The organism is Kitasatospora sp. NPDC058218, from assembly GCF_042882445.1.
In the GTDB taxonomy this organism is placed as follows: Bacteria; Actinomycetota; Actinomycetes; order Streptomycetales; family Streptomycetaceae; genus Kitasatospora.
Window position 1 is genome coordinate 46878 of record NZ_JBHVWC010000035.1, and the last position, 15417, is coordinate 62294.

At 76.3% G+C, this 15417-nt stretch carries 11 protein-coding genes; 10 read left to right on the top strand and 1 reads right to left on the bottom strand.

What is annotated here, in order from left to right; all coding sequences use genetic code 11:
* Positions 1 to 213: 213 nt before the first annotated feature.
* The gene (locus tag ACFVYI_RS22280; protein WP_387888246.1) at positions 214 to 1587 is read right to left on the bottom strand and encodes a hydrolytic protein; all 1374 of its coding nucleotides are present in this window, start codon (positions 1585 to 1587) and stop codon (positions 214 to 216) included.
* Between the two features lie 149 nt (positions 1588 to 1736).
* Between ACFVYI_RS22280 and ACFVYI_RS22285 the strand changes: the two genes are divergently transcribed.
* From ACFVYI_RS22285 to ACFVYI_RS22330, 10 genes are all read left to right on the top strand, one after another.
* On the top strand, positions 1737 to 2537 hold the full coding sequence (locus tag ACFVYI_RS22285) for a LuxR C-terminal-related transcriptional regulator (RefSeq protein ID WP_387888249.1): 801 nt from the start codon (positions 1737 to 1739) through the stop codon (positions 2535 to 2537).
* A 141-nt stretch (positions 2538 to 2678) separates the two neighbouring features.
* Positions 2679 to 5945 carry a hypothetical protein gene (locus ACFVYI_RS22290; protein ID WP_387888250.1) on the top strand — a complete coding sequence of 1089 codons (3267 nt, stop codon included), beginning with the start codon at positions 2679 to 2681 and terminating at the stop codon, positions 5943 to 5945.
* Positions 5942 to 6646: a DUF4255 domain-containing protein gene (locus ACFVYI_RS22295; RefSeq protein ID WP_387888252.1), complete on the top strand. Its 705-nt coding sequence runs from the start codon at positions 5942 to 5944 to the stop codon at positions 6644 to 6646. The genes ACFVYI_RS22290 and ACFVYI_RS22295 overlap by 4 nt, the downstream gene beginning before the upstream one ends.
* Positions 6643 to 8757 carry an AAA family ATPase gene (locus ACFVYI_RS22300; protein ID WP_387888255.1) on the top strand — a complete coding sequence of 705 codons (2115 nt, stop codon included), beginning with the start codon at positions 6643 to 6645 and terminating at the stop codon, positions 8755 to 8757. The genes ACFVYI_RS22295 and ACFVYI_RS22300 overlap by 4 nt, the downstream gene beginning before the upstream one ends.
* 247 nt (positions 8758 to 9004) lie before the next feature.
* The gene (locus ACFVYI_RS22305) at positions 9005 to 10561 is read left to right on the top strand and encodes a phage tail sheath family protein (RefSeq protein WP_387888257.1); all 1557 of its coding nucleotides are present in this window, start codon (positions 9005 to 9007) and stop codon (positions 10559 to 10561) included.
* Between the two features lie 62 nt (positions 10562 to 10623).
* Entirely contained in the window at positions 10624 to 11064 is a 441-nt protein-coding gene (locus ACFVYI_RS22310) for a phage tail protein (RefSeq protein ID WP_329884140.1), read from the top strand.
* Positions 11061 to 11555, top strand: coding sequence for a zinc-ribbon domain-containing protein (locus ACFVYI_RS22315; protein WP_045943038.1), 495 nt, complete (start codon positions 11061 to 11063; stop codon positions 11553 to 11555). The genes ACFVYI_RS22310 and ACFVYI_RS22315 overlap by 4 nt, the downstream gene beginning before the upstream one ends.
* Positions 11552 to 11710 carry a DUF6760 family protein gene (locus tag ACFVYI_RS22320; RefSeq protein WP_387888261.1) on the top strand — a complete coding sequence of 53 codons (159 nt, stop codon included), beginning with the start codon at positions 11552 to 11554 and terminating at the stop codon, positions 11708 to 11710. The genes ACFVYI_RS22315 and ACFVYI_RS22320 overlap by 4 nt, the downstream gene beginning before the upstream one ends.
* A gap of 4 nt (positions 11711 to 11714) precedes the next feature.
* The gene (locus tag ACFVYI_RS22325) at positions 11715 to 14909 is read left to right on the top strand and encodes a hypothetical protein (RefSeq protein ID WP_387888263.1); all 3195 of its coding nucleotides are present in this window, start codon (positions 11715 to 11717) and stop codon (positions 14907 to 14909) included.
* Between the two features lie 34 nt (positions 14910 to 14943).
* Complete coding sequence (locus ACFVYI_RS22330) at positions 14944 to 15369, top strand: phage tail protein (RefSeq protein ID WP_030394849.1); 426 nt, start codon at positions 14944 to 14946, stop codon at positions 15367 to 15369.
* Positions 15370 to 15417 lie beyond the last annotated feature (48 nt).

Genomic DNA, 15417 nt, shown 5'->3' on the forward strand with positions numbered 1-15417 from the left:
GGCGCCGGGAGGGATCGGATTCAGCCGTATTTGAACGACCGTCAGGTTCACATTCGAACGCCGGGCCGGAGCTGCCCAGGGCCGCCGAAATGAGAATGTACAGTCACGAGCAGGGTGCCTTCCCAGCCTCCGAACCGTCGGTTTTCAGCCGGAACGGCTCGGGCGCCCCTTTGCTCACGGGACAACCTGACAGACGATGCGTGTGGCATCTGTTCACCTGAGGTCGCTCAACACGCCGCTCACGTTGAGGACCTCGTGGCACTCCTGGGCCTGCAGGCCGGTGGCCGGAGTGCCCGGCTTCGCACAGGTCACCTGGACCGTCACGGTCTGGTTCTCAGTGATCCTGATGGGGGTGACCCAGTGGTAGTCCTGGTTACGGAACGTCTCCAGCGCGATCGTCGTGATCTTGCGGTCGCCGAAACCGATCGTCACGACGCCCTCGTCGCCCTGGAAGTTGGCGACGACGATGTCCGTGATCCCGAACGTCTTGCCCACGGGCACGGTGTAGGTGCCGACCTTGGTCTCCCCGCCGGCCGTCGTCAGGTCGATGGTGGCCGAACTCTGCTGCCCGCCCCCCGATCCGGTCCCGGTGTCGCCGCCCGTTCCGGTGCCCGCTCCCGTGCCGGTACCGCCCGCGCCCGCCCCGGGCGGGGTGCTCCCGGCCCCGGAGCCCGGCTGTCCGGGGCTCGCCGCCGGGGTCCGACCGCCGGCCGCCGCCTCGGTGGGGGTCGGCTGCTGCTGGACCGCCTGGTCGGCGGCCTCCCTCGCGGTGCTGCGCACGGCGGGACGCACCAGCAGGAACCAGGCCAGCAGCAGCGCGAGGAGCGCCGCCAGGGCCGCCAGCAGCCAGGTCGGGAAGATCGGTATCTGGACGAACTCGGCCCCCGGCCGCGGTCGCTCCCGATCGTTCTCACCTGCGTCGTCCTCACCGGCGTCGCCGGCCCGGGCTCCGGCCTTCGCCCCGGTCTCCGCCACGGTGACGGTGAACGGCCAGGCGGCCGGCTTCCCGAACCACACGGGCTTCCCGGCGCGGACCCGCAGCGCCACCTCCGCCGACTCGCCCGGCTCCAGCTTCGGAGCCGCGGGGCGGACGTCGAACTTCAGGTCCTCACCGGGCTGGGCCGGGGTGAATCCCACCTGGACGGGGAGGTTGCCCTCGTTGTGGACGGCGAGGCGGTAGCGTCCGCGCAGCCAGCCGCGGCGGCGCTTGGGAGCGCTCTCGGCCCGAAGCTGCCGGAATCCCTCGACCCGCACGGTGGTCTCGGGGACCTTGACCGCCTCGGGGTGCTCGGTGGGCAGGACCCGAACGGCCAGTGGCACCTCGCCCGCCCGCACCCGCGGCGAACGCGGGGGCGCCAGGCGGATGGTCACCGTTTCCGAGGTGCCGGGGTAGAGGGAGACGCGGTCGGGCTCGACCGTCGTCCAGGCAGCGCAGTCACCGACGACTTCCAGGCGGTACGCCTCGACGATGTCGCCGTCGTTGCGAACGGTCAGGCTGGTGGTCGCGGTACCGCCCGGCGTCACCGTCACCGACGGGATGTCGAGGCCGGGCGCGCCGGGGCTGGGAGTGGCTGCTGGGGTCGTCACGCCGCGACGCTACGCCGCCGCCCCGCCCGCCTCCACGGACTCGGGGGCAAGGCCCCGGGCAGCCGCGATGCCCCCGTGAGCTCCTCCCAACTCCCCTGTCCAGGCGCTTTGTTGCCTTCAGATCCCGCAGTACTCCCCTCATACGCATCATGGAACAGGTACACCTCATGCTCCACACCGACCTCATCGGCACCGTCCACCCGTCCGGCACCGGCACCACGCGGCCGACCGTCCCGCCCCAGGGCCGCGCCCCGGCCCACAGCCCGGCGGCCCACAGCCCGGCCCACGCCCGGGCCGCGCACGACGCGGCGGCCGGCGAGCCCGGCGGACGGGTCACCGTGGCCGTGTACGCCTCGGACCCGGTCCTGCACGTCGGGATCGTCCAACAGCTGCGCCAGCGGCCCGAGGTGGAACTGGTCGACGACGCCGACGCGCACGAGGCGCGGGTCTCGCTCGTCGCCGTGGACAGCGTGGACGACGAGACGACCGCCCTGCTGTACCGGCTGCGCCACAACTCCGCCACCCGCACCGGGCTCGTGGTCGGCACCTTCGACTCGGGTGACGCCTTACAGCGGGCCATCGAGTGCGGGGTCACCGCGGTGCTGCGGCGCGCGGAGGCCGACCAGGACCGGCTGCTGCGGCTGGTCCTGGCGATGGCGAACGGTGAGGGCGTCCTGCCCGGCGACCTGCTCGCGAAGCTCCTCGACCACGTCGGCAGCCTGCAGCGGTCGGCCCTCGACCCGCACGCCGTCTCCCTGTCCACGCTGACCCCGCGCGAGGCGGACATGCTGCGCCTGGTGTCGGAGGGCCTGGACACCGCGGAGATCGCGCGCAACACCTCCTACTCCGAACGGACCGTCAAGAACGTCCTGCACGAGGTCATCACCCGGCTCCAGTTGCGCAACCGCTCCCACGCCGTCGGCTACGCGCTGCGCAACGGGCTGATCTGACCGGACCGGCACCGGCTGCCCGAAAGCGCAGCCGGTGCTTCCCCCGGGCGCGGCCCCGGGGCCCTGCCGCCCCGCGGCCGCGGGGCGGCAGGGTGGCACCGTCGGACATGGATGCTGGACCGGACTGTGAGGTGGACCGTGATGGGCACGGGTGGCTCCGGCCGTCGGCGACACCGCTGGGGCAGGGCCGGTGCGGCGCTGCTGCTGCTGGCGCCACTGCTCGCGGTGACGGCGGCCGCCGGCCCGGGCGGCAGCGGGGCCCGGCCCCCCGCGGCCGGCACCGGGGCCCGGGCCGCGGCGGCCGACGCCGGGGAGAGCCGGATCGCGTACGCCGGTACCCGCCACCGGAGCCTCGGCCGGGTGGCGACGGACACGACGAGCCCCCCGTTGTTCGGCGAGGGCCCGGCGCACTTCGACGTCCAGCCGGCCGCCCTGGGCGACCGGCTGGTCTTCGCGAGCCGCCGCGACGAGCAGGCCCCGCAGGTCTACCTGCGCTCCGCCGACGGCTCGGTGCACCGCCTGACCAGCGGTCTGGACGCGGCGAACCCACGGCTGACGCCGGACGGCCGGTCGGTCGTCTTCGACGCGGCCCGGCCCGCCGGGGCCGGTGGCACCCAGCGCGACCTGTGGCTGGTGCGCACCGACGGCACCGGCCTCACCCGGCTGACCGACACCCCCGCGAACGAGGAGCACCCCACGGTCTCGCCCGACGGCGCGCGGCTGGCGTACTCCTCCGACGCCGACCGGGCCGCCGGCCGGCAGGTCTACGTCCGGCCGCTGCGGGGCGGGCCCGCCACCCGGGTCTCCGACCCCGCCGACGGCGCGGGCACCGAGCCGGTGTGGAACCCGGTGGACGGGCCGGCGACCCGGGACCGGATCGCGTACACCGCCACCGGACCGGACGGACCCCGGCTGCGGTGGACCGACGGGCGCACCGGCGGGCCGCTGCTGGCGGGCCCGCGGGCACAGTGGCGCACGCACGGGGCAGCCTGGCTGCCCGACGGGAACGACCTGCTCTTCCTTAGCCCGGACCGGACCTGTAGCTGTGAGGGCGACTGGGACCACGTCTTCCGGGTGAAAGCGCTCTCGGAGGACGAACCGAAGGTGGTGCTCAGCGAGGACCGCGAGGTCGGACCGGCCGCCTGGCTCGGCCCGCTCCAGGGCGGTGGCGCGGTGGTCGAACGCGTCTCGGCGGACGGCCCGCACGTGGTGACCCTGCAGGACGTCCGGCCGGACGGCTCCGACCCCCGTGACCTCAACCGGACCGTCCTCAAGGAGGACCCGGCGGCCGACACCGAGACGGATCCGGCGAAGGACCCGCTGTTCCGGCCCGCCGCCGGCTACGACCCGTGGACCGAGCGGCAGAACTACACGCCCGACGGCCGCCGGATCGTGGTGACCCGCTTCGAGGACGCGCCGGCCGGACCGGACCTGCCGGCCGGGCGGATCGAACGGATCTGGATCGCGGACGCCGACGGCTCCGGCCCGACGGCGCTCCCGCTGGCGGACCGCGGCCCCGGGGACTGGGACACCGATCCGACGTTCTCCCCCGACGGCCGGTACCTGGCCTTCACCCGGACCTCCCCCGGCGGGGCCGGCGGCGCCTCCGGTCCCGGCCGGATCCTGATCGCGGACGCCGCCACCGGCGCGGTCCGGGGCGTGATCGTCCCGCCCGAGGGGCAGCTCCAGGGCGGCGACGCCCAGCCCACCTGGTCCTCCGACGGCTCGGCCCTGGCGTTCACCCGCAACCAGGTGATCAACGGCGGCGGGGGCAACAAGCACGTGTGGACCGTGCCCGTGGACCATCTGGACCGGCAGCGCGACCTGAGTGCCGCCCACTGCCCCGGCGCCTGCGAGGTCGTCGACGACAGCCCGGCGTTCTCACCGGACGGCGCCACCATCGCCTTCAACCGCAAGAACGGCGCCGGCCGGGTCGACGAGCGCAACGGGATCCTGCTGGTCGCCGCGGCGGGCGGCGGCTGCCGGGTGCTGCTGCCCGACGCGGCCCGCGACCGGCCGGGGGCCTGCGGCCGGGAGCTGCCCGACACCACCGCCACCGGGCCCTTCCAGCCCCGCGACGCCGCCTGGAGCTCCGACGGCAGGACGCTGGTGATCAGCTCCCGGGCCGCCCTCGCCGCCAACAGCCCGGAGAAGCTGTCCCTGGTGGACGCGGTCTCCGGAGCCCGCACCCCGCTCACCGCCGGGCTGCCGGGCCGCCAGAAGGAACCGGGCGTCCAGCAGTCCGTGGACCTCGCGGTCCAGGCACCCGGTACGGCCGCGCCGCTCACCGCGGGCGACTCCGGGACCGTCCGGGTGGACGTCGTCAACCACGGCCCGGCCGCCTCGCCCGGGACCAGGCTGACCGTCGCGCCCCCGACCGGGGTGACCGTCACGGGCCTCGCCACGCCCGGCGCCGCCTGTGACGCGGCGGCGCTGGTCTGCGCCCTGGGCGTGGTGCGCCCGGGCGCCACCGTGCCGGTCACGGTCACCGTCACCGGGGTCGAGCCCGGCGACCAGCCCCTGGACTGGTCGGTCACCGGTGCCGTCCTCGACCCCCGTCCCAGCGACAACACCGGCCGGACCGTGGTGCCGGTGCGCCCGGCGCCGACCCCGCCGACGCCCGGTCCGAGCCCGACCCCGACGCCGACGCCGACGGCGGATCCGCCGTCGACCCCGGTACCGCCGCCGACCCCGGCACCCGCCCCCGCTCCGCCGGCCCCGTCGCCGGTCGGCACGCCCCCGCCGCTGCCGCCCGCGCCGCCGGCCGGCCCCGGGCTGAGCCTCACGGCGCAGCCGAACCCCGGTTACGTGGGTGGTCGCGTGGTCCTCACGTACACCGTTCGCAACGGCCGCGAAGGGCTGGCCACCGGTCTGCGGCTCCGCGTGGGCCTGCCCGGGGGCGTGCCCCACGACGGGCCGCCGCCGGGCTGCGACCGGGCCTGGGTGTGCGCCCTGCCCGACCTCGCCCCGGGCGCCCGGACCGTCGTCCAGGTCGTCCTCAGCCCCGATCAGGCCCTCACCGGCCTGGTGACCGGCTCCCTGACCACCACCGGCACGGACGCCGACCCCGGGGACAACGAAGCCCGTCAGCAGCTGCGGATCCTCCAGCCGCGCATCGTCGCGGTCCCGCCGATCGGCAAGCCCGGTTTCGTCACCTCGGTACGTGGTGAGGACTTCCCGCCCGGCGCGCCGGTGCGGTTCACCTGGCAGCCGGGCATCACGGCCGCGGCGGCGCCGACCGTCCCCGGGCCGGACGGCCGGTTCATCGGCCAGTTGCTGATCCTCGCCAAGGATCAGACCGGGCCCCGGGTCATCACCGCGAACGGCCCCGGCTTCTCCCCGGTGCGGACCGACTTCCTGGTGGTCAGCGGCACGGTCCAGCCGCCCAACGAGATGATCCGCCGATGATCCACGAGGTCGACGAGGGGCTGCGCCGACTGCTCGCGGAGTCCGGCCTGGACGCGTCGGGCGTCGACGTGGTGTTCGACGCGCCGACCCGCGACTGGGCGGCCCGCCGCAGCGCCCCGACGGTGTGCGTGTTCCTGTACGACGTCCGCGAGGACCACACCCGGCGCGCCAGCGGCGCGGGCGAGGTGTACGACGCGGACGGCTTCCTCGCCGCGCGCCGCGCCCCGGCCCGCTGGTTCGAGCTGACGTACCTCGTCACCGCGTGGGCGAGCCGGCCGCAGGACGAACACCGGCTGCTCTCCCAGGTGCTGAGGTGTCTGGTGTCCACCGACGCGCTGCCCCCGCGCCTGCTCACCGGCTCGCTCGCCGAACTCGGCCTCATCGTGGGCCTGGACGGCGGCGGCACCGGGCTCGACGCGCCCGCCGCCTCCGACGTGTGGTCGGCGCTGGGCGGCGAGCTGAAGCCGTCGCTGGGGCTGCGGGTGAGGGCGCCGCTGGCCGGGGCCACCACCGCCGTCGCCCCACCGGTCACCGAGGGGCTCGTGGTCCGCGCCGCGGCCCGGACCGCACCGGAGGAGCCGGGGGCCGCGCGGCGCCTGCGCTACACGGAGGTGGCCGAGCCCGGTCCGGAGGGTTTCGGCGGCTCCCGGGAACGGGGGCCGGCCCCCGCCCGCCGCCGACGTGGGGAGCGGCAGCCGTGACGCGGACGCTGGAACCCGCGGCCGCGACGACGACCCCGGCCCCGGCCCCGTATCTGTGGACGCGGCTGCGGGTCGTCGAGGAGCGGGTGCGCGAGGCCGTCGCGATCCGGCGCGCGCTCGATCCCGATCCGGACGATCCGTACCGCGGCCAGTTCCTCACCCCCGAGGCGGTCGCCCGCGTCCTGGACGAGGGACACCGGCCCGCTCCGCCCGCCCTGCCCGGTCCGGACGCGCCGCCGCCCGGCTCGCCGCTGGCCGTGCTCGCCGCCCGCTTCGCCCTGGCGCCCCTGGACCTGGACCTACTGCTGGTGGCCCTGGCGCCGGACCTGGACACCCGCTTCGAGCGGCTCTACGGCTACCTCAACGACGACCTGACGCGCCGCCGGCCCACCGTCGGGCTCGCCCTCGAACTGTGCGGGCACCGCGGGGTGGCGGCGGCCCGGTTCCGGCTGGCTCCCTCCGCGCCGCTCGTCGCGGGCGGTCTGCTGGAGGTCACCGAACCCGAACGGCCGCCCCTGTCCCGGGTGCTGACCGTCCCGGACCGGGTCACCGCGCACCTGCTGGGCGACACCGCGCCCGACCCGCTGCTGACCGGTGTGCTCGGCCGTCCGGCCGGTGATCCGGCCGTCGACCCGGCCGAGCTGCGCCGGGCCGCCGCCGCGGCCGGGACCGGCACCGGCCATGTCCACCTGCGCAGCCGGGGCGGCGATCCCGAGGGGCTGGCCGTCGCCGCGCTGCGGGCGGGCGGGCTGCCGCCGCTGGCCCTGGACCCGGCGGCGCTGTCCCACGACCTCCGGGGCGTGCCGGGCGTCGCCCGGGCCGTCGCCCGCGAGGCCCGGCTGCTGGGCGCGGGTGTCGTACTGGGGCCGCTGGAGGAGCTGCCCGACCGGCCCGACGAGCGGGCCAGGGTCCTGCGCACGCTGTGCGACGCCCTGCGCGGCCTCCCCTTCCTCACCCACGGGACCGGCGGCTGGGAACCCGCCTGGGCGGCCGACACCCCCGTCACCCTGACGGTGGCGGCCCCCTCCCCCGACCGGCAGGTCGCGCGCTGGCGGCACGCACTGGAGCGGGCCGGCGAGCAGCACGGCGCGGGGGGCGACGAGGGCGTCGGCGAGGACGGGGCCGAGGCGCTCGCCCGGTCCGTCGCCGCGCACCGCCTGGACGCCGGGCAGCTGCGGAGGGCCGCCGGCACCGCGGTGCGCACGGCCGCGCTCGACGGCCGCCCGGTCTCCCCCGCCGACCTGCGCACGGCCGTCCGGGCCCAGAACGGCGCGGGGCTCGCCCGCCTCGCCCGCCGGGTCGAACCCGCGGTGGGCTGGGACGACCTGGTGCTCCCCGCCCCCACCCACCGCAGCCTGCGGGAGCTCGCGGTGCGCGCCCGCCACCGCGAACAGGTGCTCGGGCAGTGGGGCATGCGGCCCGGCGGCGGGCGGGGGCGCGGGGTGATCGCGCTGTTCGCGGGTTCGTCCGGTACCGGCAAGACGATGTCGGCCGAGGTGGTGGCGGCCGACCTGGGCATGGACCTGTACGTGGTGGACCTCTCCACGGTGGTCGACAAGTACGTCGGTGAGACCGAGAAGAACCTGGAGCGGATCTTCACCGAGGCCTCCGCCGTCAACGCGGTGCTGCTGTTCGACGAGGCGGACGCGATCTTCGGCAAGCGTTCGGAGGTCAAGGACGCCCACGACCGGCACGCCAACATGGAGTCGGCGTACCTGCTCCAGCGGATGGAGTCCTTCGACGGCATCGCCGTCCTGACCACCAACCTGCGCGCCAACCTGGACGAGGCCTTCACCCGCCGTCTGGACGTGATCGCGGACTTCCCGGTGCCCGACGCCGAGCAGCGCCTCGCCCTGTGGGACCGCTGCCTGGGCGACCGGGTGCCCCGGGGCGACGACCTCGACCTCCACTTCTGCGCGGACCGGTTCGACCTGGCCGGAGGCTCCATCCGGGCCTGCGCGGTGACCGCCGCGTACCTCGCCGCCGAGTCGGGTGGACCGCTGACGATGGCCCAGACGGTGACGGCGGTCGCGCAGGAGTACCGCAAGCTCGGCCGGCTGGTGCTGGAGGGCGAGTTCGGACCGTACGTGGCCCAGGTCACGCGGGTCTGAGCCGGGGCGGCCGGCGGGCCGTCGCGGCGGGCCGGGGAGGGCAGCGCCCTTGCCCCCGGGCAGGTCCCCCGGTCCCTCCCGCCGGCGGCGGCCCGCCGGAAAGGCTGGGGGCGGGGGCGCGACGGCGCGCGACCTGGTCCGTCGACGGCGTTCCGCCGTCCGCCGTCCGCCGTCCGCCGTCCGCCGAACCTGGCCGGAGATCCACCGAAGACCGTCCACCGAAGACCGGTGACACGAAGGAGCGAGCATGCCGACGTACCTCACCCCGGGGGTCTACGTGGAGGAGGTGCAGTCCGGTGCCCGCCCGATCGAAGGGGTCGGCACCGCCGTCGCCGCGTTCGTCGGGCTCGCCCCGACCGGCCCGTTCCACGAGCCGACGCTCGTCACCAGCTGGGACCAGTACTCCCAGCGCTTCGGCGGGTTCACCGAGGGCGCCTACCTGCCCCACGCGGTCTACGGGTACTTCGCCAACGGCGGCGGCGCCGCGTACGTCGTCCGGGTCGGCGGCTCCGACCGGGACAGCTCCGCGCCCGCCGCCGCGGGCCCCGAGCAGCGCGCGGCGGAACCCGTCGAGCTCGGCGGGTTCCTGCTCGCGGCCCGGCCGGGCCTCACCGGCGTCTCGGTGGAGATCGCCGACGCGGACGGCGAGAACCCGCCCGAGGACCGGTTCAGGCTGCTGGTCCACCGCGACGGGGCGGTGGTCGAGACCTTCGAGGTGTCGGCCCGCCGGAACGTCAAGGGCTACCTCGTCACCCAGGCCCGCGGCTCGGCGCTGATCGAGGTCACCGAGCAGCGCGGCACCGCCCAGGGCCGGCCCGCGAACCAGACCGCGGCCCTGCCCGACGCCCCCGCCGCCGTGCCCGCCCCGGCCGCCGGCCAGGACGCGGTGACCCGGCTCGACCCGGCCGAGTACGTCGGCGACGCGGCGGCCCGCACCGGGCTCGGCGGCCTGGAGACCATCGACGAGATCACCATGGTCGCGGTGCCCGACCTGATGGGCTCCCACCAGCGCGGTGAGATCGACGCCGAGGGCGTGCGCACCGTCCAGCTCGCCGTGATCTCGCACTGCGAGCAGATGGGCGACCGGGTCGCCGTCCTGGACGCCCCGCCCGGTCTCTCCGCGCAGCAGGTGCGGACCTGGCGCAACGACGAGGCGGGCTACGACTCCCGCTACGCCACCCTCTACTACCCGTGGATCCGGGTCTTCGACCCGGCCGCCGGGCGCAACACCACCGTCCCGCCGAGCGGCCACATCGCCGGCGTGTGGGCGCGCAGCGACGCCGAGCGTGGGGTGCACAAGGCCCCCGCCAACGAGGTGATCCGCGGCGCGGTCGACCTGGAACTGCGCCTGAGCAAGGGCGAGCAGGACCTGCTCAACCCGATCGGGGTGAACTGCGTCCGGGCCTTCCCCGGCCGGGGCATCCGGATCTGGGGCGCCCGCACTCTCTCCTCCGATCCGGCCTGGCGCTACCTGAACGTGCGCCGCCTCTTCAACTACCTGGAGGAGTCCATCCTCCTGGGCACCCAGTGGGTGGTCTTCGAACCGAACGACGACCGGCTCTGGTCGAGCATCCGCCGCAACGTCACCGCGTTCCTCACCGAGGAGTGGCGGGGCGGCGCACTGTTCGGGCGGACGGCCGCGGAGGCGTTCTACGTCAAGTGCGACCGGGACAACAACCCGCAGGAATCGATCGACCAGGGCCGCGTGATCTGCGAGATCGGCGTGGCGCCGGTCAAGCCGGCCGAGTTCGTGGTGTTCCGGCTGGCGCAGTTCTCCGACAGCACCAGCCTCATCGACGAGTGACCCGCAGGTCCGGCGGTCCCGGAACGGCCGGGACGAGCAGCAAGGAAAGGTGACAGACAGTCATGGCAGAGGGCGATGCTCTTTCCACCCATATCTTCGGCGTGCAGCTCGGTGGCTACCTGGTCGAGTCGATCCAGGAGATCAGCGGCCTGACCGTCGAGGAGGAGGTCGTCGAGGTCCGGCAGGTCAGCAAGGACGGCAAGCAGATCATCCGCAAGCAGCCCGGCGCCCGCCAGGCCGGCGAGGTCACGATCACCCGGGGACTCGACAAGAGCAGCGAGTTCACCACGTGGATCAAGGAGACCCTGAACAACGGGGCCGTCGACACCGCTCGGCAGAACCTCACCATCGAGATCAAGGACTCCACGGGCGAGACCGTCCGGCGCATCCAGCTGATGAACGGCTGGGCCTCCAAATGGGAGGGCCCCTCCCTCAAAGCCGGCGAGTCCGCCGCGGCCACCGAGTCCGTGACCATCGTGTTCGAGGAGATCATCGTCGAATGAGGCGACGTACGGTGACGGCGGGCAGCCTGGAGGAGATCCTCCAGGCCACGGCGCCCGCCCCGGCCCCGGCACCGCCGACGGCACCCTCCGCCGGCGCTCCGGCGCGGCGCGAGGAGCACGCGCTGCGCACCGAGTTCGAGTTCGAACTGCCGCGCGGGTACGTGGACGAGGCGGGCACCCTGCACCGGCACGGCTCGATGCGCCTGGCCACCGCCCGCGACGAGCTGCGGCCCCAGATCGACCTGCGGGTCAAGGAGAACCCGGCGTACCTGAGCGTGGTGCTGCTCAGCCAGGTCATCACCCGGCTCGGCACCGTCACCGACGTGCACGCCGGGGTCGTGGAGCGGATGTACGCGACCGACGTCGCGTTCCTCCAGGACTTCTACCGGCGCGTCAACAGCGAGGGCCACACCCGCGCGGCGGTCACCTGCCCGCACTGCGAGGGCGGCTTCGAGGTCGACCTCTCCGGTGGGCGCCTGGGGGAATCGTGACGTACGCGCTCCCCCGGCTCAGGGAGGAGATCGCGTACATCGCCTACCACTTCCACTGGCAACGCGACGAGATCCTCGACCTGACCCATGACGAACGCCGGCAGTGGGTCGCCGAGATCGCTCAGATCAACTCCCGGATGAACGAAGGCGGTTGAACAGATGGCGTGGCGGGACAGGGTGCGCCGGCGCGCCGCCGTGCCGGAGGCCGCGCCCTCGGACGGCGCGGGCACGGGTGCGGCGGGCACGGCGGGTGCGGCGGGCACGGCGGGTGCGGCGGGCGCGGTCCAGGAGGCCGCCGCCGGCCGGGGCCCGGGCGTGCCCGCGGACTGGGACGGCGGCTGGCGCCGCACCGCGCCACCCCTCCTGACCGTGTCCCGGGCGCCGATGAGCGTCAGTGACGGACTCGCCTTCCGGGGCGGGCTGGCCGCCTGGCGCGATCCGTCCTTCGACATTGGCCTCGCCCACGCCCTGCTGCCGACCGCCCCGACCGGCCTCGTCCGCGGCATCGCCCGCCCCGCCACCGCGCACCCCACCCACAGCGGCGGCGGCCCGCTGCTGCTCAGGGCGCTGCGCCCGTCCGACGCGGACACCGCGCCGGGGGCGGCGGGGGCAGCAGCGGCGGTGGGGGCAGCGGCGGTGGCGGGGGCACCGCAACCGGAGGCGCCTCCCGCACCGGGTGCGCAGGCCACCGGGCGGCCGCGGCCGGGTGGGTCGGGTGCGCGCGTGTCCGGTGCGCGCGTGTCCGGTGCGCGTGCTTCGGCGAAGGGCGCTCCGGTGTCCGCACAGGCCGCGCCCGCGGTCAGGGCCGGCACCGGCCGCTCGCGGGCCGACGAGGCCAACGAGCGCCCGGGTCGGTCCGGCGGCGGGCGGGAGGCCCCCTCGGGGGCCGGTGCGGCGGCCGGTGCACCCGGCACCCGTGGCCGCCCGCCCGCGCAGTCCGCGCCGGTGCTCGGACCGGACGCGCTCGGCGCGGACGCCGCTCCCGTCGTCCAGCGAGCCGAAGCGACCGCCGCAGCCCCCACCGCGGCCCCGGCCAGGGCCGGCCGTACCCCGGCGCCCGCACGGCTCCCGCTGGTCCGCCGCATCGCGGTGGTCCCCGGCGCCTCCGGCGAGAGCGCCCCGGGGGCGGCCCCCGCCGGCCGGCCCGTGCAGCGGACCGCCGCCGGAGCCGGGTCCCTCCCCGCCGCCACCGGCCCCCGACCGGGCCGGGAGGCACCCGCCGCCACCGGCAGCCGTCCCGGCCACCCTGGCGAAGGGGCTCCGGCGGACCGCGCCGAAGCGACGCACGCCGTGGTGCGGACGCGCCCTGTCGGCCGGTCGCTGACCGTCGCCCGGGTGCCCGCCACACCCAGGCGCCGGGTGCCCGCCGTGCGCCCCGCCGTCCCCCCGGCACACATCGGCGGACCGTCCCCCGACGCACCCGTACAACGGGCGGTCGACCACGCGCCCCCTCTCGGCACCCCGCCGACCGAAGTCCCCGCGCCCGCCGCGCCCTCGGACGCGGTCGGCCCCGCCCCCGCTCCGGCACCGGCCATGCCCGTCGTCCAGCGGCAGGCGGAGACCGTCCCCGGCCGGCCCGGCACACCCGTGCGGGGCGCGGACGCGGCTCCCATACGGGGCGCGGACCCGGTTCCCGTGCAACGCGCGGCCGACCGTCCCGCCCTGGGCACTTCGGCGTCCGAACTCCCGCCTCCTACCGTTCCCTTGGCGCCGGAAGCCGCCACCCCCGCACCAGCCGCGCCCACGCTCCAGCGCCAGGCGCAGACCGCAGCCGACACACCCGTGCAGCGCGCGGCCGGCCGACCGACCCTCGGCGCACCGGCGTTCGAACTCCCCGCTCCCGCCGTACCCTTGGGACCGGAGCTCGCCACCCCCGCACCAGCCGCGCCCACGCTCCAGCGCCAGGCGCAGACCGCAGCCGACACACCCGTGCAGCGCGCGGCCGATCACCCCACCCTCGGCGCACCGGCGTTCGAACTCCCCGCTCCCGCCGTACCCTTGGGACCAGAGCTCGCCCCTCGCACACCAGGCATGCCGATCGTCCAGCGCCCGACGGAGAGCCTCTCCGACACCCCCGTGCAACGCGCGGCCGGCCGGCCGACTCTCGGTCCGCCGCTGGCCGAACTCCCCGCTACCGCAGCACCCTTGGGTACCGGCGCGGCCGTCCGGGCGCCGGCCGGTGAACCCCCCGCCGCAGCCGCGCCCTCGGGGCCGGCCCTACCGGTCGTGCAGCGGCAGCCGGAGGCTCCGGCTGCCGAGGGCGGTCCTGGGCGGACCGCGCGGCGTCCGCGCGCCGGGTTGGGGGCCCCGCTGCCCGCGATGCCGCCGACCGCCAACCACCCCGCGGCCCCGTCCACCGTCCAGCGCATGCCCGTACCCGCGCCCGTGCCGGGAGCGGGACAGCACCCCGCGTCCCCGGCCCCGTCACCAACTCCCACGTCACCAGCTCCCACGTCCCCGACCACCGCGTCCCCGACCACCGCGTCCCGGCACGGCGGTCGTGCCGGAGTTCCCGCGCCACCCGCAGGGGCCCGGACGAGCGGGCCCGTCCCGCTCGTCCTCGCCGGTCGGGCCGGGGCCCCGGGCCGGGCACCGGCCGCTCCGCACCGCAGCGTCCAGCTGCTCGCGGCGCGGCCCCTGGCCCTCGGCAGCGGTCGGGACATGGGGAGCGCGACGGCCCCCGTCACCGCCGCCCGCGCGGTGAGCCACCCCGTGGTCGCGGCACGCTGGGCCGCCCCGCCCTCCACCACCGCGCCGCAGCACGTCCAGCGAGCGCCCGGCTCCCCCGGCCCGCACCCGGTGTCCGCGTCCGGCCCCCTTCGCCCGTCCGAACCCCTTCGTGGACCCGAAGCCCTCCGTGCCTCCGGCCCCGGGCGCCCGTCCGGCCCGCTGCCCGTGGCCGCCCCGCACGCGCCACCGCTGGTGGTCCAGCCTTCCCGGGCCGGTTCCCCGGCGCGGCCCGTACCCGTGGTGCCGCTGGTGCGGTCCAGGACGCCGGACCCCGGCGGCACGCCGGGAGTCCCCCCGGCGGCGCCCCCGACCCCGCCCCCGCTCCCCGTGCAACGCGACACCGGCAGTATCCGGGGCACCGTCCCGGCCACCACCACCCCCGGCACCGGCACCACCACCCCGGCCACCACCACCGCCACCGCCCCGCGCACCACCACCCCGGACCAGCGGGTCACCGCCTCCGACCGAACCGTCGGAAGTCCGCGTGACGCCGGACCACAGGGCGGCGACCTCGACCTGGAGGACCTGGCACGCCGCCTGCTCGACCCGGTCGCCCGCCTGCTGCGCGCCGAGCTGCGGCGCGGCCGGGACCGCGCGGGCAGGACCTTCGACGGCCGCCGCTGAGCACCCGCACGAACGAGAAACGGACGACGGACCGATGACGGACAACATCTTCGCGACCAGCGTGTTCTTCCGGCTGGCGATCGGCGGCAACGACCTGGGCGCCTTCCACACCTGCTCCGGCATGGGCGCCGAGGTCGAGATGGAGAGCTACGCCGAGGGCGGCAACAACGGCTTCACCTGGCAGCTCCCGGGTCGCGTGACCTGGTCGAACATCACCCTCACCCGGCCGGTCACCGCCGACACCGCGAAGATCGGCCGCTGGCTGGACGAGACGCTGCGGCGGGTCGAACCGAAGGACGGCGAGATCGTGGCCCTGCGGCCCGATCTGAGCCGGATCATCAGCTGGCAGGTCTTCGGGATCGTCCCGGTCCGCTGGCAGGGTCCGTCCTTCGACCCCGCCAACTCCGCGGCCGCGGTGGAGACCCTGGAGATCGCCCACGCGGGACTGCTCCCCGCCTGACCGTCCCACCACCGCCCCGTCCGACGACCGCCGCACTCCCGCTCCGGA